This is a genomic window from Streptomyces sp. NPDC050674 (assembly GCF_040654575.1).
Classification (GTDB): domain Bacteria; phylum Actinomycetota; class Actinomycetes; order Streptomycetales; family Streptomycetaceae; genus Streptomyces.
The window spans coordinates 165,720-190,707 of sequence record NZ_JBFAIG010000014.1; the positions used below are offsets into that span (position 1 = coordinate 165,720).

General features: G+C 72.1%; 28 protein-coding genes and 1 pseudogene. 8 read left to right on the forward strand and 21 right to left on the reverse strand.

Annotated elements, in window-relative coordinates; translation table 11 throughout:
- Positions 1–68: 68 nt before the first annotated feature.
- Positions 69–428 carry an arsenate reductase family protein gene (locus AB0I06_RS23560; protein ID WP_363120815.1) on the reverse strand — a complete coding sequence of 120 codons (360 nt, stop codon included), beginning with the start codon at positions 426–428 and terminating at the stop codon, positions 69–71.
- A gap of 228 nt (positions 429–656) precedes the next feature.
- On the opposite strand from AB0I06_RS23560, the gene AB0I06_RS23565 reads away from it, so the two are divergent.
- Positions 657–971 carry a hypothetical protein gene (locus AB0I06_RS23565; protein WP_363120816.1) on the forward strand — a complete coding sequence of 105 codons (315 nt, stop codon included), beginning with the start codon at positions 657–659 and terminating at the stop codon, positions 969–971.
- 59 nt (positions 972–1,030) lie between these two features.
- Here AB0I06_RS23565 and AB0I06_RS23570 read toward each other — a convergent pair whose 3' ends face one another.
- Entirely contained in the window at positions 1,031–2,086 is a 1,056-nt protein-coding gene (locus AB0I06_RS23570; RefSeq protein WP_363120817.1) for an aldo/keto reductase, read from the reverse strand.
- Positions 2,087–2,188: 102 nt separating this feature from the next.
- On the opposite strand from AB0I06_RS23570, the gene AB0I06_RS23575 reads away from it, so the two are divergent.
- Positions 2,189–2,815 (forward strand): TetR/AcrR family transcriptional regulator, encoded by a 627-nt coding sequence (locus AB0I06_RS23575; RefSeq protein WP_363120818.1) that lies wholly within the window; start codon positions 2,189–2,191, stop codon positions 2,813–2,815.
- 21 nt (positions 2,816–2,836) lie between these two features.
- Here AB0I06_RS23575 and AB0I06_RS23580 read toward each other — a convergent pair whose 3' ends face one another.
- From AB0I06_RS23580 to AB0I06_RS23615, 8 genes are all read right to left on the reverse strand, one after another.
- Positions 2,837–4,021 carry a winged helix DNA-binding domain-containing protein gene (locus AB0I06_RS23580; protein WP_363120819.1) on the reverse strand — a complete coding sequence of 395 codons (1,185 nt, stop codon included), beginning with the start codon at positions 4,019–4,021 and terminating at the stop codon, positions 2,837–2,839.
- Positions 4,022–4,098: 77 nt separating this feature from the next.
- The gene (locus AB0I06_RS23585; RefSeq protein ID WP_363120820.1) at positions 4,099–5,721 is read right to left on the reverse strand and encodes an alpha/beta fold hydrolase; all 1,623 of its coding nucleotides are present in this window, start codon (positions 5,719–5,721) and stop codon (positions 4,099–4,101) included.
- Positions 5,722–5,761: 40 nt separating this feature from the next.
- On the reverse strand, positions 5,762–6,346 hold the full coding sequence (locus AB0I06_RS23590; RefSeq protein WP_363120821.1) for a hypothetical protein: 585 nt from the start codon (positions 6,344–6,346) through the stop codon (positions 5,762–5,764).
- Positions 6,347–6,353: 7 nt separating this feature from the next.
- Positions 6,354–7,271: a zinc metalloprotease HtpX gene (gene htpX / locus AB0I06_RS23595; protein ID WP_363120822.1), complete on the reverse strand. Its 918-nt coding sequence runs from the start codon at positions 7,269–7,271 to the stop codon at positions 6,354–6,356.
- Positions 7,272–7,368: 97 nt separating this feature from the next.
- Positions 7,369–7,740 carry a signal peptidase I gene (locus tag AB0I06_RS23600; RefSeq protein ID WP_363120823.1) on the reverse strand — a complete coding sequence of 124 codons (372 nt, stop codon included), beginning with the start codon at positions 7,738–7,740 and terminating at the stop codon, positions 7,369–7,371.
- A 100-nt stretch (positions 7,741–7,840) separates the two neighbouring features.
- The gene (locus AB0I06_RS23605; protein WP_363120824.1) at positions 7,841–8,104 is read right to left on the reverse strand and encodes a hypothetical protein; all 264 of its coding nucleotides are present in this window, start codon (positions 8,102–8,104) and stop codon (positions 7,841–7,843) included.
- A 33-nt stretch (positions 8,105–8,137) separates the two neighbouring features.
- Positions 8,138–8,338: a hypothetical protein gene (locus tag AB0I06_RS23610; RefSeq protein ID WP_363120825.1), complete on the reverse strand. Its 201-nt coding sequence runs from the start codon at positions 8,336–8,338 to the stop codon at positions 8,138–8,140.
- The gene (locus tag AB0I06_RS23615; RefSeq protein ID WP_363120826.1) at positions 8,338–9,408 is read right to left on the reverse strand and encodes a hypothetical protein; all 1,071 of its coding nucleotides are present in this window, start codon (positions 9,406–9,408) and stop codon (positions 8,338–8,340) included. The genes AB0I06_RS23610 and AB0I06_RS23615 overlap by 1 nt, the downstream gene beginning before the upstream one ends.
- 293 nt (positions 9,409–9,701) lie before the next feature.
- On the opposite strand from AB0I06_RS23615, the pseudogene AB0I06_RS23620 reads away from it, so the two are divergent.
- Positions 9,702–9,898 (forward strand): annotated as a pseudogene (locus AB0I06_RS23620) (IS5/IS1182 family transposase); the annotation flags it as partial.
- Positions 9,899–9,966: 68 nt separating this feature from the next.
- Here AB0I06_RS23620 and AB0I06_RS23625 read toward each other — a convergent pair.
- Entirely contained in the window at positions 9,967–10,257 is a 291-nt protein-coding gene (locus AB0I06_RS23625) for a peptidoglycan-binding protein (protein ID WP_363120827.1), read from the reverse strand.
- A 307-nt stretch (positions 10,258–10,564) separates the two neighbouring features.
- Positions 10,565–11,974, reverse strand: coding sequence for a type I glutamate--ammonia ligase (glnA, locus tag AB0I06_RS23630; protein WP_363120828.1), 1,410 nt, complete (start codon positions 11,972–11,974; stop codon positions 10,565–10,567).
- A gap of 210 nt (positions 11,975–12,184) precedes the next feature.
- Between glnA and AB0I06_RS23635 the strand changes: the two genes are divergently transcribed.
- Positions 12,185–12,652 (forward strand): RDD family protein, encoded by a 468-nt coding sequence (locus tag AB0I06_RS23635; RefSeq protein ID WP_363120829.1) that lies wholly within the window; start codon positions 12,185–12,187, stop codon positions 12,650–12,652.
- Between the two features lie 125 nt (positions 12,653–12,777).
- Here the strand turns inward: AB0I06_RS23635 and AB0I06_RS23640 are convergent, their stop codons facing one another.
- The 4 genes from AB0I06_RS23640 to lipB all read right to left on the reverse strand — a co-directional run bounded on the left by AB0I06_RS23640 (position 12,778) and on the right by lipB (position 15,875).
- Positions 12,778–13,467, reverse strand: a complete 690-nt coding sequence (locus tag AB0I06_RS23640) for a DUF4191 domain-containing protein (RefSeq protein ID WP_363120830.1) — start codon at positions 13,465–13,467, stop codon at positions 12,778–12,780.
- A 73-nt stretch (positions 13,468–13,540) separates the two neighbouring features.
- On the reverse strand, positions 13,541–13,744 hold the full coding sequence (locus AB0I06_RS23645) for a hypothetical protein (RefSeq protein ID WP_184556769.1): 204 nt from the start codon (positions 13,742–13,744) through the stop codon (positions 13,541–13,543).
- Positions 13,745–14,005: 261 nt separating this feature from the next.
- On the reverse strand, positions 14,006–14,971 hold the full coding sequence (gene lipA, locus AB0I06_RS23650; protein WP_363120831.1) for a lipoyl synthase: 966 nt from the start codon (positions 14,969–14,971) through the stop codon (positions 14,006–14,008).
- Between the two features lie 103 nt (positions 14,972–15,074).
- On the reverse strand, positions 15,075–15,875 hold the full coding sequence (gene lipB / locus AB0I06_RS23655) for a lipoyl(octanoyl) transferase LipB (RefSeq protein WP_363120832.1): 801 nt from the start codon (positions 15,873–15,875) through the stop codon (positions 15,075–15,077).
- 237 nt (positions 15,876–16,112) lie between these two features.
- Between lipB and AB0I06_RS23660 the strand changes: the two genes are divergently transcribed.
- Positions 16,113–17,585: a regulator gene (locus AB0I06_RS23660; RefSeq protein WP_363120833.1), complete on the forward strand. Its 1,473-nt coding sequence runs from the start codon at positions 16,113–16,115 to the stop codon at positions 17,583–17,585.
- 86 nt (positions 17,586–17,671) lie between these two features.
- Here AB0I06_RS23660 and AB0I06_RS23665 read toward each other — a convergent pair whose 3' ends face one another.
- Together AB0I06_RS23665 and AB0I06_RS23670 are read right to left on the reverse strand one after the other, a co-directional pair.
- Entirely contained in the window at positions 17,672–19,078 is a 1,407-nt protein-coding gene (locus AB0I06_RS23665; RefSeq protein ID WP_363120834.1) for an NAD(P)/FAD-dependent oxidoreductase, read from the reverse strand.
- A 283-nt stretch (positions 19,079–19,361) separates the two neighbouring features.
- On the reverse strand, positions 19,362–20,264 hold the full coding sequence (locus AB0I06_RS23670) for a TIGR01777 family oxidoreductase (protein WP_363120835.1): 903 nt from the start codon (positions 20,262–20,264) through the stop codon (positions 19,362–19,364).
- A 71-nt stretch (positions 20,265–20,335) separates the two neighbouring features.
- Between AB0I06_RS23670 and AB0I06_RS23675 the strand changes: the two genes are divergently transcribed.
- Positions 20,336–20,851, forward strand: coding sequence for a GNAT family N-acetyltransferase (locus AB0I06_RS23675; RefSeq protein WP_363120836.1), 516 nt, complete (start codon positions 20,336–20,338; stop codon positions 20,849–20,851).
- Here the strand turns inward: AB0I06_RS23675 and AB0I06_RS23680 are convergent.
- Positions 20,841–22,025, reverse strand: coding sequence for a MarP family serine protease (locus tag AB0I06_RS23680; protein WP_363120837.1), 1,185 nt, complete (start codon positions 22,023–22,025; stop codon positions 20,841–20,843). The two genes, AB0I06_RS23675 and AB0I06_RS23680, sit on opposite strands and share 11 nt — an antisense overlap.
- Positions 22,026–22,306: 281 nt before the next feature.
- On the opposite strand from AB0I06_RS23680, the gene AB0I06_RS23685 reads away from it, so the two are divergent.
- Positions 22,307–23,083, forward strand: coding sequence for a peptidoglycan recognition protein (locus AB0I06_RS23685; RefSeq protein WP_363120876.1), 777 nt, complete (start codon positions 22,307–22,309; stop codon positions 23,081–23,083).
- Positions 23,084–23,136: 53 nt separating this feature from the next.
- Entirely contained in the window at positions 23,137–23,424 is a 288-nt protein-coding gene (locus AB0I06_RS23690) for a hypothetical protein (protein WP_363120838.1), read from the forward strand.
- Here AB0I06_RS23690 and AB0I06_RS23695 read toward each other — a convergent pair.
- Both AB0I06_RS23695 and AB0I06_RS23700 read right to left on the reverse strand, forming a co-directional pair.
- Positions 23,391–23,909, reverse strand: a complete 519-nt coding sequence (locus AB0I06_RS23695) for a DUF4240 domain-containing protein (protein WP_363120877.1) — start codon at positions 23,907–23,909, stop codon at positions 23,391–23,393. The two genes, AB0I06_RS23690 and AB0I06_RS23695, sit on opposite strands and share 34 nt — an antisense overlap.
- Positions 23,910–23,965: 56 nt before the next feature.
- Positions 23,966–24,952: a WYL domain-containing protein gene (locus tag AB0I06_RS23700; RefSeq protein ID WP_363120839.1), complete on the reverse strand. Its 987-nt coding sequence runs from the start codon at positions 24,950–24,952 to the stop codon at positions 23,966–23,968.
- Positions 24,953–24,988 lie beyond the last annotated feature (36 nt).

The window sequence follows — 24,988 nt, forward strand, 5'->3', positions numbered from 1 at the left end:
GAACGAGGCTACTCAGCGGGGGCGGGAGTCACTCGAGTGACCTGCGCCACACGGGGCCCGGCGGCCGGTCAGCGCGCCAGGGCGTCCCGCACGGCCTCGTCGGTCCGGCCCACCACCGCCGTGCCGTCGTCCGCGGTGATGATCGGACGCTGGATCAGCTTCGGGTGCTCGGCCAGTGCCGTGATCCAGCGGTCGCGCGAACTCGCGTCGCGCGGCCACTCCTTGAGCCCGAGCTCCTTGGCGTCGGCCTCCTGGGTGCGGGTGATGTCCCAGGGTTCGAGACCGAGGCGCTCGAGCACGCCGCGGATCTCGTCCTCGCTCGGCACGTCCTCCAGGTAGCGGCGGACGGTGTAGTCGGCGCCCTCGGCGTCGAGCAGCGTCAGGGCGCTGCGGCACTTCGAACACGCGGGATTGATCCAGATCTCCATGCGCACACGGTACGCGCCGACCGTCTTGTTCGATTTCCTGGCGTCCCTCGCGCACCATGCGGAGCTGCCGTGACACGGCGCCAATTCCCGTGCCCACCTGGGCTTTTGCGGGACTCTGTGGACTCCCCGTTGTCAGTGCCCGGCGGTAGACTGTAAGCAGTGTTCGAGGGTGGCGCCGGGGATGCCGACGTCTTCGGTGAGCCGCCCCACCGCGACAGGAGGATGCCTGTGCCCGCTGCCGCCCTGAAGTCGAAGCCGTTGCCCACCCAGTCCACCGCGAAGCGCCCCGTCCTGCTCGACCTGCCGTATGCGCCCGTGGAGAAGCGGCCGTTGCCGCCGGGCCGGCCGCGCGAGTGGTACGTGTCGCACAACCGCCGCCTCAAGGCGATGCGCCTGGCCATCGCCCTGCTCGACTCGGGCGTCTACATGCCGAACCAGGCCCGCAACGAGACGATCCGCGACGCGGCGGAACTGATCGGCGTCCACCCGCCGTCGGACACGACCTGCCACATGGTGCGGGCGCTCATGCGCTACGCCCGCTGAACCACGCCGGTCCGAGCGCCGGGTGCCCCGCGGATGGTCGCGTGGTGCCCGGCGCTCGCTCATGCCGCCCGGCCCGGCGGCGGGAACACCGGCGGGTTCAGGCGGGCGAAGCCCTCCTGCCGCTCGTAGGGGAAGTAGGGGTACGGCGCCGGGCGGTGGCTCGCCGCGTCGAGTCTGGCCACCTGCTCGGGGGTGAGGCTCCAGCCGACGGCGCCGAGGTTCTGGCGCAGTTGCCGCTCGTCCCGGGCGCCGATGAGGACGGAGGAGACGGTCGGCCGCCGGAGCAGCCAGTTGAGGGCGATCTGCGGGACCGCCCTGCCCGTCTCCCGCGCGATCTCGTCCAGTACGTCGACGACGTCGTAGAGGTGCTCGTCGGCGACGGGCGGGCCGTAGTCGGCGGTGCGGTGCAGCCGGCTGTCGGGCGGGATCGGGGCGCCGCGGCGGACCTTGCCGGTGAGCCGCCCCCAGCCCAGCGGGCTCCACACGATCGCGCCGAGGCCCTGGTCGAGGGCGAGCGGCAGCAGCTCCCACTCGTAGTCGCGGCCGACGAGGGAGTAGTACACCTGGTGGGCCACATAGCGCGGGTGGCCGTGCCGTTCCGCGGCCGCGAGGGACTTCATCACCTGCCAGCCGGAGAAGTTGGAGACGCCGGTGTAGCGCACCTTGCCCGCCCGGACCAGTGAGTCGAGTGCGGCCAAAACCTCCTCCACCGGTGTCCCGGCGTCGAAGGCGTGGAGCTGGAAGAGGTCGATGTGGTCCGTGCCGAGGCGGCGCAGGGCGTCCTCGCAGGCGCGGATCAGGCGGGAGCGGGAGGAGCCCGCGTCGCCCGGTCCGTCACCCGTCGGCAGGCTCGTCTTGGTCGAGACGATCACCTGGTCCCGGCGGCCCTTGATCGCCTGTCCCAGCACCTCCTCGGACGCGCCGGCGGAGTAGACGTCGGCGGTGTCGAACATCGTGATCCCCGCGTCCAGGCAGATGTCCACCAGTCTGCGTGCCTCCTGGGCGTCGGTCGTGCCCCACGCGCCGAAGAGCGGGCCCCGCCCGCCGAAGGTGCCGGCGCCGAAGCTCAGCGCGGGGACCATCAGTCCGGACGCGCCCAGCCGTCTGTATTCCATGTCGGGCCCCTTTCGGGAGTCATCGGCTTTAACGGGTCTGTAGTTCCGTTAGTAGTCACTAAGGTAGCAGGGTGGAGCCGCTAATGGAACAGGAGTGCCGTTATGCCTGATGGAGGAGACCCGGGGACCGTCCGGCCCGGGGGACGCACGGCGCGCGTGCGGGAGTCCGTCCTGCGGGCGGCCGAGGACGCCCTGACCGAGCAGGGTTTCACCGGCCTTGACCTGGCCGACGTGGCGCGCCGCGCCGGGGTGGGCAAGACGACCGTCTACCGCCGCTGGGGGACGGTGACCGGCCTGGTCGCGGACCTCCTGGAGGACATGGCCGAGCAGTCGGCGCCGCGCACCGAGACCGGCTCGCTGCTCGGCGACCTGACGGCCAACGCCCGCCTGGTGCTGCGCACGCTGACGGATCCCCGGCAGGGGCCGCTGTTCAAGGCCCTGATCGCCGCCGCCACGGGTGACGAGAAGACGGCCGCCGCCCTGCACCGCTTCTACGACATCCGCGTCCGGGAATGGGCCCCCTGCGTCCGGCAGGCCGTCGAGCGGGGCGAGGTGCCCGAGGGCACCGACGCGCACGAGGTGGTCCGGGCGGTCTCCGCCCCGCTCTACTACCACCTGCTGATCAGCGGCGTCCGGCTGGACGAGGCCCTGGCCGACCGGGCCGCCGGGGCGGCGGTGACGGCGGCGCGGGCGGGGGCGTACGTCACCGACCGGGGGAGGAAGACCTAGGGAGGGTCTTCAAGGGCCCACTCAGCCCGCCGCGAGTTCCTTCTCCAGCGGTGTGCGGAAGCGCGGGGTGATCCTCGTCGTCCCCAGCCATCCGGTGAGCCGCTCCGCCTGAGCCCCGATCGCCGCGCGGGCCTCCCGGCCGACGCCCTCCTCGTCGAGGATCCGCCAGGTGATCTCCCCGTCGGGCCGCTGGGCCCAGCCGCCGATCACCCGTCCGTTCCACCACACCGTCGGCCCGACGTTGCCGCTGCCGTCGAACAACAGGGGCCGCAGCCCGGGGGTGAGATACCAGTCGCGCTGCTGCCACCCCATCGCCGTCGGGTCGAGGGCGGGCAGCAGCGCCGCCCAGGGCTCGTCGGGGGAGGGCACCGGGCCCGCGTCGCCGTCGGCCACGTACCCCGTGCCCTCGTCCAGCGACACCGGCTCCGCCCCGATCGCGGCCAGGGCCCTGCGCACCTCCGTCACGCGCCACCCCGTCCACCACTTCAGGTCGGCCTCGGTCGCCGGACCGCACGCGGTGAGCCACCGCCGCAGCAGCTCCGCCTGCGCACCGGCCGCATCCAGCTCGGCATGCTCGGGCGCGACGGCCCAGCGGAACTGGCTGGACGTCCAGGAGCCGAGCGGCCGGCCGCGCACGACCTTCCCCTCGACGCCCAGCACCCTCAGCAGCCGGGTCGAGACCGTGTGCACCCCTTCGTAGCTCTTCCCTGCCGCGTACACGAACTGCTCCCGCAACCGCGGTTCGTCTTCGGCGAGCTCGGCCGCGGTCGCCTGCCCGCGCCGGGCGAGCGCCGCCAGCGCCGACTCCTCGACCTCCTTCAGCCAGGCCGCGTCCGGCGCGCCCGCCGCCGCCATGTGCTTGAGCAGCGAGGCCCTCTCCCGGGCGGCGACGGCCAGCCCCGTCGAGGCGTGCACGACGGCGGTCAGCTCGGCCGGGAACACGAACACCGTGTGCCGCATGCCGTGCATCCGCACCAGGGAACGGTCCTCGTACAGGGCCCGGCCCGTCTCCTCGACCGTCCCGGCGGGGTCGGCGAGCCGGGCGCCCACGGCCAGGTACACCGTCGCCGGGTCCGTGCCGTGCAGCGCGACCAGCGCACCGGCCACCTCCTCGGGCGTCCCCGCCCGGGCCCGCCGCGCGAGCCGCTGCCGCAGCGCGAGCCGGGCCCGCCGTTCGGCCATGTCGATGTACCGCTGCGCACCCATGCCGGCCTCCGTTCGTCGCATGCCCCGACCGGACCGCATCATCGCGGACGCCACCGACATTCACCTCACCGAACGCCTCAGGAGTACCGCTCCAGCAGCCCCGCCCCATACGCCTCCAGCCGTCCGGCCAGCACCTCCGGCGTCAGATCGGACCGGCCCAGCTCACGCCACGGTCCCGCGAGCCGCGCCCCGTCGGGGACGTAGGCCAGGGTGTCGAGCAGCCGCCAGTACAGATGCTCCGGGCCGTCGGCCAGGCGGCGCCCGCCCCGGGCCTCGTAGCGCTCCCGGAAAGCGAGGCCGTACTCGGGTCCGTGCAGCAGCGCGAGTGCCGTGGAGCAGTGGGCGACGTCCAGGTCGGCGGGGCCCCACGAGGTCTCCACCCAGTCGACGACACCACTGACCCGCAGACCGGCGCCCGAACCGGTGAACAGGACGTTCCCGGGGTGGAAGTCCCGGTGCAGGAAACAGCCCTCGTAGGGCGGGGCATCGCGCCGGATGACGTCCATCGCCCGTTCCCAGCCCGGCGGGACCGTCGCCGGGGACGTCCACGCCTGGTACGCACGCGGACGCTCCCGGGGAACGACCCGGTGGATGAGGGCCAGCTGGGCCGCCAGCAGGTCCACCCGCGCGTCGAGTTCCTCCTCGTCGACCCGGACCCGCCCCGGCAGCACGGACATCAGCAGGGACGGATGGTCGCAGTGCTCGCCGGTCGCGTCGACGCCGATCAGCTCGGCGGCCGGCACACCCTCCTGCTCGGCCAGCAGCGCGAGGATGCCCGCCTCGCGGGCCAACAGCCCGGGCGCGTGCCGCCGGAAGAACGGCTTCACGAAGGTCCGCAGCGCCAGCCGGGTGCCGTCGTCGAGGGTGAGCCGCCGCATCTGGGCGCTCCAGCCACCGGCCAGGAAGGACGAGGCGGCGACCGTACGGCCCGCCGGGAGCTGCCCGGCCACCCACGCGCGCGTCGCCGTCCAGCCCCGCTCGCCCAGTCCGGTCAGGACGGCGGTGACGAACGCACGCCGGTCGCCGGGGTGGTCGCGGAACCACAGGCCCAACCGGTGTCCCGCCTCGGGGAGTTCCCAGTGGGTGAACTGCGCGCGCCGGGCCAGCGCCTGCGACAGCGCCTCCGTCACGGCGGGCGGGATGACCTCGTCCGTGCCCGGCACCACGAGCACCGCCCGCCGCTCGTAGGCCCGCAGGACGTCGAACGCGGGCGCAGCGCGCCAGCTCCCCGGCCCGCGGATGATCTCGCTGAACCGTCCGTCACCCGCGCCGAACGGCACGTCCCACGCCTCGGCCGCGTACACCGCCGGCGCGCACAGTCCGAGGGCCGCCACCCGGTCCCCGTAGTGCCGCACGAGGTCGGCCACGGTCTGGCCGCTCATGCTGAACCCGACCAGGACCAGCGGCCCGTCCCCGCGGGCGTGGGCGTCGATCACGGACACGGCCTGCTCGAAGCGGCGGCGCAGACTCAGCTCCCGCAACAGGCCGGTGCTCTCCCCGTGCCCCGAGAAGTCGAAGGCGAGAGCATGACAGCCGTGCGCGGCGAACTCCGCCAGCAGCGGCACCAGCCGCTCCTTGCAGCCGGTGCCCGCCCCGTGCAGCAGCACGGCCGTGGCCCGGGCCGGCAGGCCGCCGCCGGCGGACAGCCCGGTGAGTCGTTCGCCGCCGACGGTGTGGGTGAAGGGAACCGGCTCACTCATGCGGCCATTGACTCACGCGGCCCGCCGCCCCCGCGGGCGTTCACAGACCCGGGGCTCCCCACACCGGGAACCAGCGGCTCAGATCCTGCTCGATGCGCAGATCACCGGCGAGCGCGGCCCGCACCTGGAGTTCGAGTGCGTTGTCGCGCCGCCGCGTGCCGTCCGGCAGGGGCGCGAACGGATAGAACGTGCCGCGTTTGTAGAGATAGACCAGCGCGAGCCGCCGCCCGGCGGGGTCCTCGAACCCGGCCAGGGAGCAGAGCAGTTGGGGACCAAACCCGTTGACCTCCAGCTGGCTGTTCACGGCGTGCAGGTCGTTCACCAGCGCGGAGAGCTGACCGGGGGTCCGGCGCGAGACCAGCCAGGAGTAGCCGTACTCGTCCAGCCGCAACTCCACCGGCGGGCCGTCGCGGTCGGTGTCGGCGTCCAGCAGGGCCTGCACCTCGCGGTGGGACTGCTCGAAGGCAGCGCCCTCGACGGTGGCGAAGCAGACCGCGCCCCGCCCGGTCGGAGTGAAGCCCGCGGCGGCCTCCAGGGTCACGGCCGCCGAGGGCAGCCCGAAGAGCCGGTCGAGATCCGCCACGACCGGTTTCGTCCGGCCGAGCAGGATGTCCAGCAGCCCCATGCGTCGGTCACACCCCTCCGGGTGCCGCCGCCTCGCCGAGTTCGGCGGAGATCCGGCCCAGTTGGTCGAGCCGCTGCTCCAGGCTCGGGTGCGTCGAGAAGAGCCGCGCGATGCCGGGCTCGCGGCCCAGCGCCGGCGTGAAGTAGAAGGCGTTGAAGGCCTGGGCGGTGCGCAGGTCCCTGGCCGGGATGCGGGCGATGTCGCCGGAGACCTTGGTGAGCGCGGAGGCCAGCGCCGAGGGCCGGCCGGTGAGCTGGGCGGCAGCCCGGTCCGCCGCCAGTTCCCGGTAGCGGGACAGGGCCCGGATCAGCAGGAAGCTGATCGCGTACACGGCCGCCGACACGCCCATCACCGCGGCGAAGACGGCGGCGGTGTTCTGGTCCCTGCGGCCCGAGCCGAACAGCTGCGAATAGAAGGCGAACCGCACGACCAGCCCCGCGATCACCCCCAGGAACGACGCGACGGTGATCACGGCGACGTCCTTGTGCGCCACGTGCGACACCTCGTGCGCGAGCACACCCTCCAGCTCGGCCGGCTCCAGCCGCCGCAGCAGCCCGGTCGTCACACAGACCACCGCGTGGTCGGGGTTCCGCCCGGTCGCGAACGCGTTCGGCATGTCCATAACGGACACCGCCACCACCGGCTTGGGCATGTCGGCCAGGGCGCACAGCCGGTCGATCACCGCGTGCAGCTCGGGATACTCCTCCCGCTCCACGACCCGTCCGCGCATCGCGTACAGCGCGACCCGGTCGGAGAACCAGTACTGCGCGCCGAGCAGCGCCGCCGCGACCACCACGACCAGCACCCACGACCTCAGCAGCACGATCAACGCGGCGACGAACCCCACGTACAGCAACCCGAGCAGGAACAGCGTCACCCCCATACGGGTGGTCAACCGCCGGTCGGCCCGGAAGCGGCTGTGCATCTGCATCACCCCGCAGTCACGCACTCGTCCCACAGCCAGTGTGCACCCGGTGCTCCCCATGAACAGGTCGTGACCGTCTCCAGGACCGGCAAAGCCGTCAGCCGCCCCCGGCCACCGCGTACCCCGGCACGGACGGCCACCGCACCGTCAGCACGACCGACTCCTCCTCCGCGACCCACGAGTGATCGACCCCGCGCCCCCACACGACGTAGTCACCCTGCCGCTCCAGCAGCACACTGCGCCCGGGGAGTTCGACGCGGAAGCGCCCGCTGACGAGCACCAGCAGCGCGGTCCGTTCCTCGCCTCTGACCCACTCGGCCCGCTCGTCCCCGCGAGGATGCACACCCCACTTGATCTCCACGGCCTCACTGTGCCGCGGATCCCCGGCGTCCTTGAAATGCCCGAGGATCCATCCCCGGTCCAGGGCGGCGTCCGCACCGGCGTTGCCCACGTACACGCTGTCACTCACACCGGCGGACGCTAACAGCCACGCTCCGTGCCGACCCCACGCCCTGCCCGGCAGGCCCCCGAACCGGTACCAGCCCCCCGCCCCACCCCGGATGTCCTCGTTAGTACGGCGCGCGGAAGTCGGCGTACCCCAGCAGCACGATCACCGCAGCCACACAGCCCAGCACCAAGGCGGTCGAGATCCAGGAGGAGCGGCTGCGGCGGGCGGACACGTGGTCCGGGTCGGCACGGAACGGCACGGGCCCGGGCGGGTTGTGCTTCCAGCGCGCGGCGAGCATACGGGCCCGGGCGGAGGGCTCCTTGTGCTCGGCCGCGTCCGCCCATCTGAGGTCGAACTCGCGCTCGTTCTCGTCCCGCTCGGACATCCCCGTTCCCTCTCTCGAACAACAGTGTCAGCGTCAATGATCCCGCCTGCGCGCCCCGTCTGTGAAGCCGGATTCCCCGGTATCACGGCCCCCGCCGTCCAGTTCCCGCCGGACGTCCCGCCAGGCCCGGATGACGTGCGGCAGCCTCGCCAGCACGTCATTGACCTGAGCCAGCAGGAGGGAGACGGCCCCGAAGAACGCCAAGATCAAGAGGACGATGTCGTCCCAGGACATCAGTGACTCCCCGTTTCCGCAGGCCGCGCCGACCTGCGGTCCCCGGTGGAGGCCCGAGCGTCGGGACGGTGCGCCGGCAGTACCCGGTCGAGCCACTTCACAGGGGCGCGGAGCTTCCTCAGCGTGGTCCGGGCATCGGAGCCGTAGACGGCATGCCCGTGACGGAAGCGCAGTTGCAGTCCGCCCAGGGGTCGGTCGCGGTGCGTCAGGTGGAAGGTGCACTGGCGGAGGTAGAAGCGATCGTCCGGGCCCCTGGGCGCGTCGCAGGAACAATGCCGGCGTTCGACGCGCAGCGCCGGCCCCCACACCGGGTCCAGGAGGCTGCCCAGAAAGTCGTCGTGTCCGGGTGGGGCCTCGAGAACCGTGTCCAACTCGAAGATCCATTCGTCACCCGTGATCCAGGAGTGGGTGGAGTACGCGGAGCCCGACGTGTGGAAGAGCGCGATGCGGCGCAGCAGAGCGGATCCGATCCAGTCGAGGTCCCGCTCGGCCCTCCACGACTCCGGGTGGCTGCTGATGTCGGCCTTCTCGTACTCCGTGTGCGAGCCGCTCCGCCAAAGTGGCGGGAACCCCGCTTCCCTGTAGCGGTGCCAGCGTTCGTCGAGCAGCTCCTCCCATCGCGTTCCGGGAATGCCGCGCAGGACGACGTGGGAGAAGCCGCCGCTCAGGGTGAGGTGGAGGTCTGTCCCCGCGACGCCGGCCACCCGGAGACCGACGACACCGGTCACCTGCACACCCGGCTCCGCGCAGGGAAGGAGCTTGTCCAGCGCATGGGCACTGCGCGGGTACAGCGTCCCGCTGCTGAACGTGGTGTGACCGTCGAGCTCGACGAGAGCCGAGCCGAAGCCCGGACGGACACGGGCGATGCCGAGAGGATGGGACCACCACTGTCCGCCGCCGCCCAGTTTGGCCAGAACCTCCGCTTCGAGGCGCGCCTGAGGCCCGGCGGCCTCCGGGATGGGGCGACGGTTGTCTCCGCCGCACAGCGCATGCCGGGACAGCTGAAATGGCTCACCGGTGTACATCTGCCGCGTGCGGGCCAGCCTGGTGAGACGTCCACCCGAGGTCATCGCGAGATCCGTTTCCGAACACCGCCGCCCCTCGGCATTCGACAACTGATCTGCGCGCCCATGACGAGGGCGCCGACGGACAGTGCCATCCAGCGACAGGTGGGGCTATGGCTCCTTCATCCGCGAGGGACCCTGCACAGGGGCGGCGCAGGACCGGGATCGGCCGCCTGACGGCCGTCCCTCATCTTGCCCGACAGGAGCAGCCGCCAACAAGAAGGGGACACCGACAAGAAGGAGCCATCGACGGCTGTCCCGCTTTCCACATGGGACACGAATCCCACGCGACCGGTTCCAAGCCCCAGCGCCTTCACGCCGACAAGGCATGCGACGTGCCTTACCTGCGGCGACGGTTATGGGGCAAACGCATCGGCGTCCGCATCGCCGCAGGGGCATCGACTCCAGCTAACGGCTCGGCCGCCGCAAGTGAGCCATCGAGCGCACCATGTCCTGGCTGACCGGCTATCGCCGTCTCAACCACCGCTACGAACGGACATCCCAGAGTCGGAGCACGCCGTCGCGCTTCAAGCCGTTCCGGGAGCTCAGCATGTCGAGTTACCGTCATTCCGAATAGGGCACCCTGAGCTTGGCCCAGGATTTTGCTCCCGGCCAGCCGTCCGCGTCCGCACCCTGGTACCCGAGCTTCCGCTGCCACCTGGCGTAGGAGTCACGGTGGTGCGTCGTCCACCGACATCCGCTGAGAGGGTGGGCCGAGGGTGGGCCGGCCGGACCAAATTCGGTGCATCCCTCTTCGGCCAGGCGCATCGCCATCATCCTGATGATCGGGCTACTCGGCTCGCTTTTGAACCACTCGGAACCTGGAAAGGGAACGTAGCCGTCTTCTGTGCTCATGCTTGCATGTTAGGGCGGTACCCACCGTTGCCAGCATGTTCACCCCTTTGCGACTAGGTGAGTTCATGCGATTGGCGGCTGTCTGGTGATCGTTACCATGCCCTTCGACAAGGCCTTCCCGTATTCCCTGAAAGCGGTTCCGCATAGATATTTCCTGACCCGGTGGTTATTTCGACCGGACTGGCGATGAATGTAAGGGCAACCGCCGGAAAAGGCCGTCGGCCGTGTCCTTCCACGCAGGAAGAACACGGCCGACGGCCCACAGACGGCCCAGGGGAGCGGTTACCCGCTCTGACCTGGGGCTACATCACACGTCGAAGTACAGCTCGAACTCGTGCGGGTGCGGACGCAGCTGGAGCGGCGCGATCTCGTTGGCGCGCTTGAAGTCGATCCACGTCTCGATCAGGTCCGGGGTGAACACGTCGCCCTGGAGCAGGAACTCGTGGTCGGCCTCCAGGCGGTCCAGGACCGCGCCGAGGGAGGTCGGGACCTGCGCCACGTTCGCGTGCTCCTCGGGAGCCAGCTCGTAGAGGTCCTTGTCGATCGGCTCGGCCGGCTCGATCTTGTTCTTGATGCCGTCCAGGCCCGCGAGCAGCAGCGCCGAGAAGGCCAGGTACGGGTTGCCGGAGGCGTCGGGCGCACGGAACTCGACGCGCTTGGCCTTCGGGTTCGAGCCCGTGATCGGGATACGCATCGCGGCGGAGCGGTTGCGCTGCGAGTACACCAGGTTCACAGGCGCCTCGAAGCCCGGCACCAGGCGGTGGTACGAGTTCACCGTCGGGTTGGTGAAGGCCAGCAGCGACGGGGCGTGCTTGAGGATGCCGCCGATGTAGTAGCGGGCGGTGTCCGACAGGCCCGCGTAACCGGCCTCGTCGTAGAAGAGCGGCTGGCCGCCGGTCCACAGCGACTGGTGGACGTGCATTCCCGAGCCGTTGTCGCCGAAGATCGGCTTCGGCATGAAGGTCGCGGTCTTGCCGTTGCGCCAGGCGACGTTCTTCACGATGTACTTGAAGAGCTGGAGGTCGTCGGCCGCGGCGAGCAGCGTGTTGAACTTGTAGTTGATCTCGGCCTGGCCGGCGGTGCCCACCTCGTGGTGCTGGCGCTCGACCTGGAGGCCGGCCCTGTTCAGCTCCAGGGAGATCTCGGCGCGCAGGTCGGCGAAGTGGTCGACCGGCGGGACCGGGAAGTAGCCGCCCTTGTACCGGACCTTGTAACCACGGTTGTCCTCCAGGGCACCGGTGTTCCAGGCACCCGCCTCGGAGTCGATGTGGTAGAAGGACTCGTTCGCGCTGGTCGCGAAGCGGACGGAGTCGAAGACGTAGAACTCGGCCTCGGGACCAAAGTACGCGGTGTCGGCGATACCGGTCGACGCGAGGTAGGCCTCGGCCTTCTTCGCCACGTTGCGCGGGTCACGGGAGTACTGCTCGCCCGTGATCGGGTCGTGGATGAAGAAGTTGATGTTCAGCGTCTTGTCACGGCGGAACGGGTCGACCCGGGCGGTCGAGAGGTCCGCGCGCAGCGCCATGTCGGACTCGTGAATGGCCTGGAAACCCCGGATCGAGGAGCCGTCGAAGGCCAGCTCCTCGTCGGCGTCGAACGCCTCCGCAGGCACCGTGAAGTGCTGCATCACGCCCGGGAGGTCGCAGAAGCGGACGTCGATGAACTTGACGTCCTCGTCCGCGATGAACTTCTTGGCCTCGTCGGCGTTCTGGAACATCCAGCTCCTCCTACTCCCGACCGTCCCGCCGGGGTGGTAGTTCGTTCGTGCGGCCAGTGCGGGTGGCACACGCTGACCTCGACCCTAGGGACGGGTGATTTCTCGGGCGTGACCCATTTGTTTCGCACAAGTTAACCGGCTCACGCTCCACCGTAGCCCGGACACACCCCGCCGTGCCCTGGTCATATACGGTCGCAGTACCGTGGACGGGTGGACAACAGGCAAGCACTCGGATCGTGGCTTTCCGGGCCCCGCGCGGCAGCGGAAGAGGCCGGTGTCGACTTCGGATACCGGGGCGAGCAGCTCGGTCTGCCCGAGGAAGGGCCCGGTTCGATCGCCCGCCCGGGCCGGCGGCTCGGCGCCCTCGCCGTCGACTGGGGCCTGTGCCTCGTGATCGCATACGGTCTCATCACGCACAGCTACAACGAGGCGGCCCAGGTCTGGGCGCCGCTCATCATGTTCGCGCTGATGGTCCTCACGCTCGGCACGGTCGGCTTCACCCCGGGCAAGCGCCTGTTCGGCCTTCGGGTGCTCGCCCTCGCCACCGGCCGGATCAGTCCCTGGCGCGCGGCCCTGCGCACGGTCCTGCTGTTCCTCGCGATTCCGGCCCTGATCTGGGACCGCGACGGGCGCGGACTGCACGACCGGCTGGCGGGCACGGTCGAGGTCCGCATCTGACCTGCCCGACAGACCCGTACGCCATGAAGGACCCGCCCGCCAGGCCCGTACGCCATGGCCCGTACGACATGAAGGAGGGGCGCCCGGTGTGATCCGGGCGCCCCTCCTTCATGTCGGGTGCGGAGTCAGCGGCCCTTCGGCATGCGCATGCCCTTCGGCATCGGCCCCTTCGGCAGCGGCATGTTGCTCATCAGGTCACCGAGCGCGCGCAGGCGGTCGTTGGTGGCCGTCACCTGCGGTCCGGTCAGCACGCGCGGGAGCTTCAGCATGGTCGTGCGCAGCTTCTTCAGCTCGACCTGGCCCTCGCCCGTGCCCACGACCAGGTCGTGCACCGGGACGTCCGCGACGATGCGGTTCATCTTCCGCTTCTCGGCGGCCAGGAGGGTCTTCACCCGGTTCGGGTTGCCCTCGGCGACCAGCACGATGCCGGCCTTGCCGACCGCGCGGTGCACCACGTCCTGGTTGCGGTTCATCGCCACCGCGGGGGTCGTCGTCCACCCCCGGCCGATGTTGTCGAGCACCGCCGCCGCGGCACCGGGCTGGCCTTCCATCTGCCCGAAGGCGGCCCGCTCGGCCCGGCGCCCGAACACGATCGCCGTCGCGAGGAAGGCGAGCAGGAGGCCCAGGATGCCGAGATAGATGGGGTGACCGATCAAGAAACCGATCGCGAGGAAGACACCGAGGGTGACGATTCCGACTGCCGCGAGCACAAGACCGATCTTCTTGTCGGCCTTGCGGGTCATCTTGTAGGTCAGAGCGATCTGCTTCAGTCGCCCGGGGTTCGCAGCGTCCGCTGCAGGTTCCTTCCTCGCCATGCCACGAAGTCTACGTGGCCCCACAAGCGCCGACGACGGCAGTGCCCGCGGGCGCCCTGGGGAGGGCCGGGAGTCAAGGGCGGACGGACAGGGACTGCTCGATGACGCGCTGCGCCTCGACCCGGTCCTTGGCGCGACGGCGGTCCTCCAGCACGGAGGTCCAGGCGTTGCGGCGGGCGGTGCGCTGACCGCTGCTCATCAGCAGCGACTCGACGGCGCGCAGGGCGGTCGAGAACGACGGGATCGCGGTGGCGCGGACGGGCGGCGCGGCCTGCATGGGTGAGGTCCCCCCTCGGTGCGGGTGTACGTGCTGTGAGTTCAGCGTCACTGATTGGTGTTACCAGGGCGTGTCCGGCCGGTCAAACACCCATGAAGGCCCGGCGGGGAGTCGTGGAACGCCGACGCGGTCCTGACATGTGCCCTCATCTGCGAGGACGGTCAGGACCGCGTCGAATCGGCCGCTACCGGCGGGTAGTCTCTTGTGCGCGAATTCACACGCTTGTCTGCACCCGTACGGGGAAAGAGTGGTGACGCTCCGTCAGACGGCCTGTGCCGCGACGTGCCCGTCGCGCTTCTCCATGGCCATCTGGTAGAGGCGCCCGGCGCGGTACGAGGAGCGCACCAGCGGCCCGGACATCACACCGGAGAAGCCGATCTGCTCGGCCTCGTCCTTCAGCTCCACGAACTCCTGCGGCTTGACCCAGCGCTCCACCGGGTGGTGACGCACGGAGGGGCGCAGGTACTGGGTGATGGTGACCAGCTCGCAGCCCGCGTCGTGCAGCTGCTTCAGGGCGTCGCTGACCTCCTCGCGGGTCTCGCCCATGCCGAGGATGAGGTTCGACTTGGTGACCAGCCCGTAGTCGCGGGCCTCGGTGATCACCTTCAGGGAGCGCTCGTAGCGGAAGCCGGGGCGGATGCGCTTGAAGATCCGCGGGACCGTCTCGACGTTGTGGGCGAAGACCTCGGGCCGGGAGGAGAAGACCTCCTCCAGCTGCTCCGGGATCGCGTTGAAGTCGGGGGCCAGCAGCTCGACCTTCGTACGGCCGTCCGCGCGGCCCGCCGTCTGCTGGTGGATCTGGCGCACGGTCTCGGCGTACAGCCAGGCACCGCCGTCCTCCAGGTCGTCGCGGGCGACGCCGGTGATGGTGGCGTAGTTCAGGTCCATGGTGACCACGGACTCGCCGACGCGGCGGGGCTCGTCGCGGTCGAGCGCCTCGGGCTTGCCGGTGTCGATCTGGCAGAAGTCACAGCGCCGGGTGCACTGGTCGCCGCCGATGAGGAAGGTCGCCTCGCGGTCCTCCCAGCACTCGTAGATGTTGGGGCAGCCGGCTTCCTGGCAGACCGTGTGCAGGCCCTCGCTCTTCACGAGCTTCTGCATCGCGGTGTACTCGGGGCCCATTTTCGCCCGGGTCTTGATCCACTCGGGCTTGCGCTCGATGGGGGTCTGGCTGTTGCGGACCTCCAGGCGCAGCATCTTGCGTCCGTCGGGTGCGACTGCGGACACGACCGGCTCCCTAGCGATTGATTCTTCGGCGTCCTCAAGGGTACGCCCGTTGATTTGAATGCCTGTGTGGGCGCTAACCCCTCTAGCTCCGCCACGGGCCGATTTATGCCGCCGGGGTCTTCTCGATCTCCCGCGGCTTCAGCTCGGCGTTCTCCAGGACGTCCCGCAGATGCCGCTCGACCACCGGCAGGACCTCCTCGATCGTCACGTCCCGGCCCAGCTCGCCGGCCAGGGAGGCGACGCCCGCGTCGCGGATGCCGCAGGGGATGATCCGGTCGAACCACTTGTTGTCGGGGTTCACGTTGAGCGCGAAGCCGTGCATGGTCACGCCCTTGGCCACCCGGATGCCGATCGCGGCGATCTTGCGGTCCTCCCGGCGCTGGCCCGCGTTGGACGGCGCGTACTCCGGGCCGTTCATGCGCGGGTCGAACTCCTCGTCGTGCAGCCGGGGGTCGAAGTCCAGCGACAGCCCTCCGAGCGCGGGGCGCCGCTCGACCGGGTCGCCCAGGATCCACACGCCGCTGCGGCCCTCGACCCGGCTCGTCTCCAGGCCGAACTCGGCGCAGACCCGGATCAGGGCCTCTTCGAGGCGGCGTACGTGCGCCACGACGTCCACCGGGCGCGGGAGCTTCTGGATCGGGTAGCCCACCAGCTGGCCGGGGCCGTGCCAGGTGATCTTGCCGCCGCGGTCCACGTCGATGACCGGCGTGCCGTCGAGGGGCCGCTCGTTGTCCGCCGTACGCCGCCCGGCCGTGTAGACCGGAGGGTGCTCCAGGAGCAGTACGGTGTCGGGGATCTCGTCGGCGAAGCGCGCCGCGTGCACCCGGCGCTGCTCGTCCCACGCCTCCTGGTACTCGACGGCCTGGTCACCGAACCCCATGCGGACGAACCGCAACTCACTCACGGCAAGCGCCTCCCTCGGACGGGTGTGTCAGGCACATAACGCGCCCAAGCCACTGTACGTCCGGCCCTCACGCGTCAGTCCCGGGGGCAATCCTCACACGATCGGATGAATGTCCGGGAAAATGTGTGATGGGGTGCTTACTCTCCGCTACATTCGCGCCGTTCAGCAAGCCAAAAGGCCTGCTCACAGGCAATCCGGCACATCACCAACCCGGAAGGCAGGAGACCGCACCGCACCATGACGGAACGACCCGCGCAGCGCACCCCCAACCGACAGCTCGCCGCGCTCATCGCAGAAGCGGGGTTCTCCAACGCGGGACTCGCCCGTCGCGTGGACCAGCTCGGTCTCGAACACGGGCTCGACCTGAGATACGACAAGACCTCCGTCACCCGGTGGCTGCGCGGCCAGCAGCCCAGGGGCACCACACCCGCCCTGATCGCCGAGGTCTTCACCCGGCGCCTGGGCCGCCGCCTCACCGCCCAGGACCTCGGCCTGGACGCCTGCGCCCCCGTCTACGCGGGGCTGGAGTTCGCCGCCACCCCCGAGGAGGCCGTCGACATCGTCAGCGGGCTGTGGCGCAAGGACTCCGGCAGCCACGCCGAGCTGCGCAAGATCGCCTTCACCCCGGCCGGGCTCGTCGTGCCCAGCCGGGACTGGCTGATCGGCCGCGCCGACGAGAAGGTCGCCCGGGGAGAGCCCGCCCCCGCCCGCATCCCCGCGCAGGGCCGCCCCGCCCTGCGCCCCACGGCCGAGCCGGGCGTACCGCCCCTGCCCCGCCAGCGCGGCCAGGCCGAACGCGGACCGGGCCAGAAGGTCACCGCCGGTGACATCGCCGCCCTGCGCTCGGTCGGCGAGCTGTTCCGCACCCTCGACGACGCCTACGGCGGCGGCCACGCCCGCCAGGCTCTCGTGCGCTACCTGGAGCACGAGTGCGAGCCCATGCTGCGCGGCACCTACGGCGAGCAGACCGGCCGCCGCCTCTTCGCCGCCGCCGCCGACCTGACCCGCCTCGCGGGCTGGACCTCGTACGACATCGCCGCACACGGTCTCGCCCAGCGCTACTTCGTGCAGGCGCTGCGGCTCGCCCAGGCGGCCGGGGACCGGACGTACGGGGCCTATGTGCTGGTCACCATGAGCCGCCAGGCCGTCTACCTCGGGCACGGCAGGGAGGCCGTCCAGCTCGCCCGCGTGGCCCAGCAGGGCGTCGGCACCTCAGGACCGCCCGTAGTCCAGGCCCTGCTGCACGCCTCCGAGGCGCGCGGGCACGGGGTGCTCGGCGAGGTCCGGGCCTGCACCGCGGCCCTGGTCCGCGCCGAGCGGGCCCTGGAGACGGCCCGGCCCGGCGACGACGTACCGCACTGGGCGAAGTTCTTCGACGAGGCCCAGCTCGCCGACGAGTTCGGGCACTGCCACCGCGACCTCCAGCAGTTCCGCGCCGCCGCCCAGCACGCGGAACGCTCACTCCAGCTGCGGGCCCCCTCCTACGCCCGCAGCCGCCTCTTCTGCCGGATCGTCCTCGCCACCGCCCGCCTGGGCCTCGGCGAACTCGACCAGGCCTGCCAGCTGGCCGCGGAGGCGGCGGGCCAGGCTGCCGAGATGCGCTCGGTGCGGGCGGTGGAGTACGTGCGCGACTTCGAGCGCCGCCTGGAGCCCTACAAGGACGCGGCGCCGGTGCGGACGTACCGCGACAGGGTGTCGGCCCTGGGGTGAGGTACTCAGGCGCGGGGCCGTGTCGATGCGCGGTTCCGCCGGTGCGGGCGCGACCGGCCCCCGCGCACCCGCACCCGAAAGATCACCTAAGCGGCCCTGGGCACCGTCGGCACGGGCTCGGCGACATGCAGAGACCGCCCCGCCCCCAGGTCCGCCAGGATCGCCGCCGACGCCCGGTGCCCGGAGTGCAAAGCACCCTGGACCGTGCTGGTGTCCCGGTGATCCCCGCACACGTACAGGCCCGCGAGCAACCGCACCGGCCGCCGCAGATCATGCGGCGGCCGCATCGCGGGCACCGCCTCCGGCGTCCGGTGCACCGCCAGCGTCTCCCACCGGGCCGTCGACATCCCGTACAGCCGCGCCAGATGCATCCGCACCTCGGTGTCGACGTTCCCGGAAAGCCGCCCGAGCACCGTCGAGGACACCAGGGCCCGCCCCGCGGGAGCCCGGGACGGATCGACGTCACTGACCACCGCCGTGTGCGCGACCGGCCCGCCCAGGTCCGCGTCGAGCAGCAGCGACGCGCCCGTCCCCGGGGGCTCGTCGGTCGTGTGGTGCACCACCGTCACCGGATGGAAGTCCGGTACCCGCAGCCCGGGCAGCAGCTCGGCGGCGGCGCGCGCGCCCGTGGCCACCAGGACCGCCCGGCACCGGATCACCCCGTGCTCGGCGGTGGTCACCGACGTCGTCGAGACGGAGGTGACGCGCACGCCCGTGTGCACGCTGCCCGGCGGCAGCCGGCGGGCCAGCAGCTCCGGCAGGGCCTCGGCCCCGCCCTCCGGCAGGCACAGCCGGCCCCGTGCGAAGGAGCGCAGCGCGAGGTCCGCGCAGCGGCTGGACGTCGTCAGGCCCGGGTCGCACAGCAGGGCGGCGAGCAGCGGACGCAGGAACCCCTCGATCGTGCGGGCGGGCAGTCCCCGTGCCGCCAGGGCCTGTCCGGCGGGCAACTCGGGGCGGGCCAGCAGCCGTTCGGCCGGTGTGCCCGCCAGCCGGGTGAGGGCGGCACCCAGCCGGGCCTGGTCGACGGCCGTACCCAGCGGAGCGCCGGACCGGCTCCGGGGAACGGAGACCTGCCGGCCCGGCACGGCCACCGGCCTCCTCGGCGGACGCGGCGCGGACGGCGGCCGGGGAGCACTCGCCAGCGCGCGCACCGCGTGCAGTGCGCCCCGTGCGCCCCCGGCGCCCGGCTGGACACCGGCGCGGTGATGGCGTCCGTCGCCGTGCAGCAGGACGCCGGGCGCGAAGGGCCGCAGCACCAGGTTGCCGAGACCCGGCGTCCGCCCCAGTTCCGGATAGGCCGTCGACAGCAACTGGCCGATCCTGTCGAGCCGGAAGCCGTCGACCTTCTCCGTCGTCATCCGGCCGCCGACTCCGTGGGCGGCCTCCAGGACCATGGTCGTCACTCCTGCGCTGGTGAGTCGGTGCGCGGCCGAGAGTCCGGCGACCCCGGCCCCCACGACGACCACGTCCGCCTGGTACGCGGGCTCAGACACGTGCCCCTCCTCGAGGTTGCGCGGGCGCTGGAGACGTCATGCCCTCAACAGGCCGCAGGGATACGCGAGTTCTGGTCGAGGGTAGGGCCGTGATCGGTCGGGGGGAGTCGCGCATGAGCAGGGCACGGTCGCACAGCGGTCGCATACGGACGCCTGGTGGGCATGAAGTGGTCGCAGGAGGCTGGTGCGCGACTCGAGGAGCTGTCCGGGACGTGCCGGTCGGATCTCGGACAGGCGGCCGGTCCGCACCCCGCCGGCCCGTTCCCACGCGGTGCGGGGGCCGTCAGAGCGCCGCCCGGATCACCCCCTCGATCTCCGGGAACGCGAACCGGAAGCCGGACTCCAGCAGCCGCGTCGGCAGCACCCGGGCGCTGCCGAGGACGTCCCCGGCCATCTCGCCCAGCACACCGCGCAGGACGGGCGCCGGCACCGCGAACGGTGTCGGACGGCGCAGCACGCGTCCCATCGCCGCCGTGATCTCACGGTTCGTCAGGGGGTTCGGGGCGGTGACGTTGAACGGCCCGGACAGGCCGTCGGTGTCGAGGAGATGGCGGATCGCGGCGACCTCGTCGTGCAGCGCGATGTACGACCAGTACTGCCGTCCGTCGCCCATCCGGCCGCCCATCCCCGCGCGGAACAGCGGGAACAGCCGCTGCCAGGCCCCGCCCTCACGGGAGACGACCAGCCCGGTCCGGGTGAACACCGTGCGCACACCGGCCTCCCGGGCGGGTGCGGCGGCCGCCTCCCACTCCACGCACAGCTCGGGCAGGAACCCCCGGCCGGGGGGCGCGCTCTCGTCGACCGTCCGCTCGCCGGTCTCCCCGTAGTAGCCGATGGCGCTGCCGTTCACGAAGACCCGCGGCCGGTCTTCGCCCTCCAGCGAGGCGACCGCCTCGGCGAGGGCCGCCGTGCCCTTCACCCGGCTGTCGCGGATCCGCTGTTTGTGGGCCTTTGTCCACCGCCGGTCGCCGACTCCGGCCCCCGCCAGGTTCACCACCGCGTGACACCCGGCGAGCCCGGCCGCGTCCACGCGCCCGCCCTCGGGGTCCCAGCGGACCTCTCCGGCCGTCCGGGGCGTGCCGCGCACCAGGCGCACCACCTCGTGACCGTCGGCGGTCAGGGAACGCACCAGGGCACCGCCGATGAGACCGGAGGCACCCGCCACCGCGATCTTTGAATGCTCCATAAACCCATCCTGTCGCGCGGCTCCGTAAAACCCCTGCAAGGTCTCGATCCACTCGCCGTAGGGTGACGCCCATGCCCGAGCTCCCCGCACCCCGCATCCGCGCCGCCCGGCCCGAGGACGACGGCGAGCTGGCCCTGCTCGACCGGCTCGCCTGGTCGCACCTGCACGCGGTGACGCCCGCACCGCAGCCCCCGTACGCCCCCTTCTTCAGCGAGCGGCACGCCCCCGAGGACTGTCTGGTGGCCGAACTCGGCGACCGTCTCGTGGGCTATGTCCTCCTCGGTTTCCCCACTGAGCTGGAGTCGAACCGGCACGTCCGCCAGATCCAGGGACTGGCCGTCGCCGAGGAGGCGCGTGGCCTCGGGGTGGGGCGGGCGCTGGTCGGGGCCGCCGTCGACGAGGCCCGCCGGCGCGGTGCCCGACGCATCACCCTGCGGGTGCTCGGGCACAACACCCCGGCCCGGGCGCTCTACGAGGCCCAGGGGTTCGCCGTCGAGGGGATCCTGCCGGAGGAGTTCCTGCTCGACGGTGTGTACGTCGACGACGTGCTCATGGGGCGCTCCCTGGGAGCCGGTCCTACGACGTGACCGGATCGCCGGTGTCCACCGGTGCCGTCGCGTCCGCGGCGCCGCGCGCGTCGGAGGCGACCTCGTCCGCCGTCAGGACGTAGCCCGTCTCGGCGTCCGAGGTGGAGCGGGCGAAGACCACGCCGAACACCCGGCCGTCCGTGGTGAGCAGCGGGCCACCGGAGTTGCCGGGGCGGACCGTGGAGCGGATCGAGTAGATCTCACGGACGGCCGTCCCGTCGTTGTAGATGTTCTGGCCCGTCGCCCGCACCCGGTTCGCGACCGTCGCCGCCTGGAGGTCCAGGTCGCCGTCCTGCGGATAGCCGGCGACGACCGCGGAGTCACCGCGATCGGCGTCGTCGTCGAACCGCAGCACGGGCGCCCGGAGCCCCGGCACGTACAGCACGGCCACGTCCTTCTGCGGGTCGAAGAGCACCACCCGCGCCTCGTACGTCCGGCCGACCCCGCCGATCTGCACCGTCGGCTCGTCGATGCCGGCCACCACGTGCGCGTTGGTCATCACGTGCTCGCGCGCGTACACGAACCCGCTGCCCTCACGGCCCTGCGTGCCGGTGACGCCCTCCACCTTCACCGTGCTCCGCTTGGCGGCCTCGGTGGCCGCCGCCGTGACACTGTCGCCGGTGGGCCTTGCGACCTCGGCCGTCGACTCGTTCTCGAAGGGGTTGAAGACCTGCGGGAAGCCCGCCTGCGTCAGCGCCGAGGTGGCCCCCGAGAACCAGGCCGGGGTCGTGTCCGGCATCGTCCGCTGCACCGCGTCGAGCAGCCGTGAGTCCCGGATCGCCGAGGTGACCAGCGGTGACGAGGACACGCCCAGGACGCTCGCGGCCACCCACGCCACGATCAGCACGGCCACCGCGTTGGCCACGGCCCCGCCGATCCCGTCCGCCACTCTGAGCGGCCCCCGGTCCAGCTCCCGCCGCAGCCGCAGCGCGAGGCGCCCGGCCAGCTCGTGCCCCACGACCGCCGGGAGCAGCACCGTGAACACCGCCGCCACCGTCGCCCGCGTCGTCCCCGGCTCCACCAGGTCCATGACCCAGGGCAGGATCCACACCCCGACGACCGCGCCGCCCACGAAGCCCGCCAGCGACACACAGCCGGCCACCAGGCCGCGCCGGTACCCGGACGCCGCGTAGGCCAGGACGACCAGCAACAGCAGGATGTCGAGCAGGTCCACGCACGCCGCCTTTCTCTCGGAACCCCTTAATACGCGGGGGGAGGGCCCGGTGATCAGTCACACGCCCGCGGATGATCGGAATCGGCCACGCCGGGCGTGCACTCGGAGAAACGTCGCGGACCGTGACGATGGTTCCACCAGGTGGCACATCACACATCGCGGACGGACCGGAACAGGCCGACAGTGGGACCATGCGTGTCTTGCGAAGACGGCGGGGCGCACGCGGGCATCCCGCCGCCGGGACACCCGGCGGCACGACCGGCCTGCCCCGCGCGGCCCGGGTGGTGCTCGGCTGCGTGCCGGGCGTCGCCGCCGTCGCGGCGCTGGTGCTGTGCGCCCACGGCGTCGAGAACGCCGCCGGGACCGGCGCAGGCGCCGCGCGGGCCCGCGCCGCCGGCACGCCCCACACCGCTCCCCGCCCGCCCATCGTGCCCCGGGCACGCTGGCTCGGCGACGCCGGCCGCGCCCAGCCCCGCCCCCGCTACGACGACCGGGTCGCCGCGGTCTTCGTCCACCACACCGACTCGCCCAACGGCTACGACTGCGCCGACGCCCCCCGCATCATCCGGGACCTGTACACCGGCCAGACCGGCGGCCGCGACTGGGACGACATCGGCTACAACTTCGTCGTCGACCGCTGCGGCACCGTCTACGAGGGCCGCGCCGGAGGCGTGGAGCGTGCCGTCACCGGCGCCCACACCCAGGGCTTCAACCACCGCACCACCGGCGTCGCCGCCCTCGGCACGTTCACCGAGGGCGTGCCCGTCCCCCGGCCCATGGTCCGCGCCATCGCCGCCCTGGCCGCCTGGAAGCTGGGTCTGACCGGCACCGACCCGCGCTCGGACGTCCGCCTGGTCTCCAGCAACGGCCTCAGCCGGTACGCGGCCGGCACCACCGCCCGGCTGCCCGCCCTCGCCGGCCACAACGACGGCTACATGACCAGCTGCCCGGGCGCCGCCCTGCACGCCCGCCTGCCCGAGATCAGACAGCTCGCCGCCCGTCTCCAGGGCCGGCCGGACGGTCCACGGCAAGGCCACAGCGAACGCGCGGCGTCCTGAGATCCCGGCCCCCTACGGTCGTCGCCACAGGCAGCCGACCGGAGGTGGCGACCATGAACAACCGTCGTACGAAGGCCCCGGGAGACGCGGGAGACGCGGGAGACCCGGAGGAACGGGGGACGCGGGCGGGCGCCGCGCGCGGACCCTGGGCGGTGCTCAGCGCGGCCGTCACCGTCGTGCTGGGCCCCGCCGCGGTCACCGCCTTTGCCCTCGGCCAGGCCAACGCGGCCCCGATGCACCACACCGCGCGGACCGACCGGACGCCCACGTACCCGGCGTCCGGCCCGAGCCGCCCCAGGGCCCTGAATCAGCCCCCGAAGCGCCGCCACAGCCGGGGGTAGCGCTCGGCGAGCAGCCCCTCGTTCTCGAAGTCGAGGGGCGTGCCCTCGGGCTCGGCAGGCGGTGGCGCGATCTCCAGATCGGGCGCGACCACGCCGGTGAGCTGCTCGTAGGCCTCGTCCGCCGCGTAGCCCAGTTCCTCGCCGTCGCCGTCGATCTCCTCGTCGAAGTCGTCCAGCAGCTCGGCGAGGGCGTCCGGGTCGTGCACGGCGCCCTCGAACACCTCGCGGCCCTGGCCGATCAGCCAGCACCGGAAGAAGTCGAAGGCGTCGTCGCTCGCCCCGCCGAGCAGCACCCACGCGGCCCCCCACAGATCCCAGCGGTAGGCGCGGTTGTAGCGGGACTCGAAGTGCCGGGCGAAGTCCAGGACGGAGTCCGGGTCCAGCTGGGCGAGCCGGTCCACGAGCAGGTCGGCCTGCTCCTCCGGGTCACCCTCGGCGGCCTCCCGGGCCTCGTCCACCAGCTCCCAGAACTCCGTCTCGTCCATCACGGGACAAGCATCGGCCCTGGGACACAGGGGCGCACCCGGAGTGCGCGGGATCGTTATGCGCCGTCCCGGGGCCGGTACAGCCGGGCCAGCCGCGCCGCGTCCGCCGCGAACCGCTCACGCAGGCTCTCCGGCGCCAGCACCTCCACCTCCGGGCCCAGCGCCGCCAGCTGGGCGTGAGCGACCTCCTCGGACTCCACCGGCAGGGCCACGGTCACCCAGCCGTCGCCGTCCGCGTCCTCCGCGTCCGCCAGCGCCTCCCGGGCGATGAACGAGTCGAGGGCGTACGGCAGGGCCCGTACTCCGTCGGGGGACAGCCGCACCACGACCCGCGCCCGCAGGAGGGACCGCGCGAACTGTTCCGCCCGCTCCTCCCAGAACGCGGGCAGGTCGAAGTCCGGCTCCCGCTCGAAGCGCTCGGCCTCCGCGTCCACCGCCGTGAACCGGTCGATCCGGTACACCCGGTAGGACTCGGACCCGGCCACCCGGGCGCACAGGTACCACACGCCCGCCTTCAGCACGAGCCCGTACGGCTCCAGCACGCGGACGACCTCGTCCTCCCCGCGCCGGTAGCGCGCCCTGATGCGCCGGTCGTCCCACACCGCGTCGGCGACGGCCGGCAGCAGCGCGGGCGTCCTGGGCTCCCTGAACCAGTTCGGCGCGTCCAGATGGAACCGCTGGGCGGCCGTCCGGGAGGCGTCCCGCAAGGAGGGCAGCAGCGCCGCCGACACCTTCAGCCGCGCCGCCGAGGCCGCGTCCTCCAGGCCCATCTCGCGCAGCGCCCCGGGCACCCCGGACAGGAACAGCGCCTCGGCCTCACCGCGGTGCAGCCCGGTCAGCCGCGTCCGGTACCCGCCGACCAGGCGGTAGCCACCGGCCCGGCCCCGGTCCGCGTACACCGGCACGCCCGCCTCCGACAGCGCCTGCGCGTCCCGGGTCACCGTGCGCTCCGACACCTCCAGCTCCCTGGCGAGCTCGGCGGCCGTCATGGAGGGCCGGGACTGGAGCAGCAGCACCATCTTGATCAGCCGGGCAGCACGCATGCAGCACATCATGCAGCAGGCCCCCGCCGAAGCGGG

Coding starts and splice junctions, on each gene's coding strand:
- AB0I06_RS23560 (WP_363120815.1), bottom strand. CDS start 428: ATGGAGATCTGGATCAATCCCGCGTGTTCGAAGTGCCGCAGCGCCCTG.
- AB0I06_RS23700 (WP_363120839.1), bottom strand. CDS start 24,952: ATGCGTGCTGCCCGGCTGATCAAGATGGTGCTGCTGCTCCAGTCCCGG.
- htpX (WP_363120822.1), bottom strand. CDS start 7,271: ATGCACAGCCGCTTCCGGGCCGACCGGCGGTTGACCACCCGTATGGGG.
- AB0I06_RS23670 (WP_363120835.1), bottom strand. CDS start 20,264: ATGGAGCATTCAAAGATCGCGGTGGCGGGTGCCTCCGGTCTCATCGGC.
- AB0I06_RS23675 (WP_363120836.1), top strand. CDS start 20,336: ATGCCCGAGCTCCCCGCACCCCGCATCCGCGCCGCCCGGCCCGAGGAC.
- AB0I06_RS23645 (WP_184556769.1), bottom strand. CDS start 13,744: ATGCAGGCCGCGCCGCCCGTCCGCGCCACCGCGATCCCGTCGTTCTCG.
- AB0I06_RS23605 (WP_363120824.1), bottom strand. CDS start 8,104: ATGTCCGAGCGGGACGAGAACGAGCGCGAGTTCGACCTCAGATGGGCG.
- AB0I06_RS23590 (WP_363120821.1), bottom strand. CDS start 6,346: ATGGGGCTGCTGGACATCCTGCTCGGCCGGACGAAACCGGTCGTGGCG.
- glnA (WP_363120828.1), bottom strand. CDS start 11,974: ATGTTCCAGAACGCCGACGAGGCCAAGAAGTTCATCGCGGACGAGGAC.
- AB0I06_RS23690 (WP_363120838.1), top strand. CDS start 23,137: ATGAACAACCGTCGTACGAAGGCCCCGGGAGACGCGGGAGACGCGGGA.
- AB0I06_RS23585 (WP_363120820.1), bottom strand. CDS start 5,721: ATGAGTGAGCCGGTTCCCTTCACCCACACCGTCGGCGGCGAACGACTC.
- AB0I06_RS23580 (WP_363120819.1), bottom strand. CDS start 4,021: ATGGGTGCGCAGCGGTACATCGACATGGCCGAACGGCGGGCCCGGCTC.
- AB0I06_RS23660 (WP_363120833.1), top strand. CDS start 16,113: ATGACGGAACGACCCGCGCAGCGCACCCCCAACCGACAGCTCGCCGCG.
- AB0I06_RS23570 (WP_363120817.1), bottom strand. CDS start 2,086: ATGGAATACAGACGGCTGGGCGCGTCCGGACTGATGGTCCCCGCGCTG.
- AB0I06_RS23610 (WP_363120825.1), bottom strand. CDS start 8,338: ATGTCCTGGGACGACATCGTCCTCTTGATCTTGGCGTTCTTCGGGGCC.
- AB0I06_RS23625 (WP_363120827.1), bottom strand. CDS start 10,257: ATGAGCACAGAAGACGGCTACGTTCCCTTTCCAGGTTCCGAGTGGTTC.
- AB0I06_RS23615 (WP_363120826.1), bottom strand. CDS start 9,408: ATGACCTCGGGTGGACGTCTCACCAGGCTGGCCCGCACGCGGCAGATG.
- AB0I06_RS23575 (WP_363120818.1), top strand. CDS start 2,189: ATGCCTGATGGAGGAGACCCGGGGACCGTCCGGCCCGGGGGACGCACG.
- AB0I06_RS23640 (WP_363120830.1), bottom strand. CDS start 13,467: ATGGCGAGGAAGGAACCTGCAGCGGACGCTGCGAACCCCGGGCGACTG.
- AB0I06_RS23695 (WP_363120877.1), bottom strand. CDS start 23,909: ATGGACGAGACGGAGTTCTGGGAGCTGGTGGACGAGGCCCGGGAGGCC.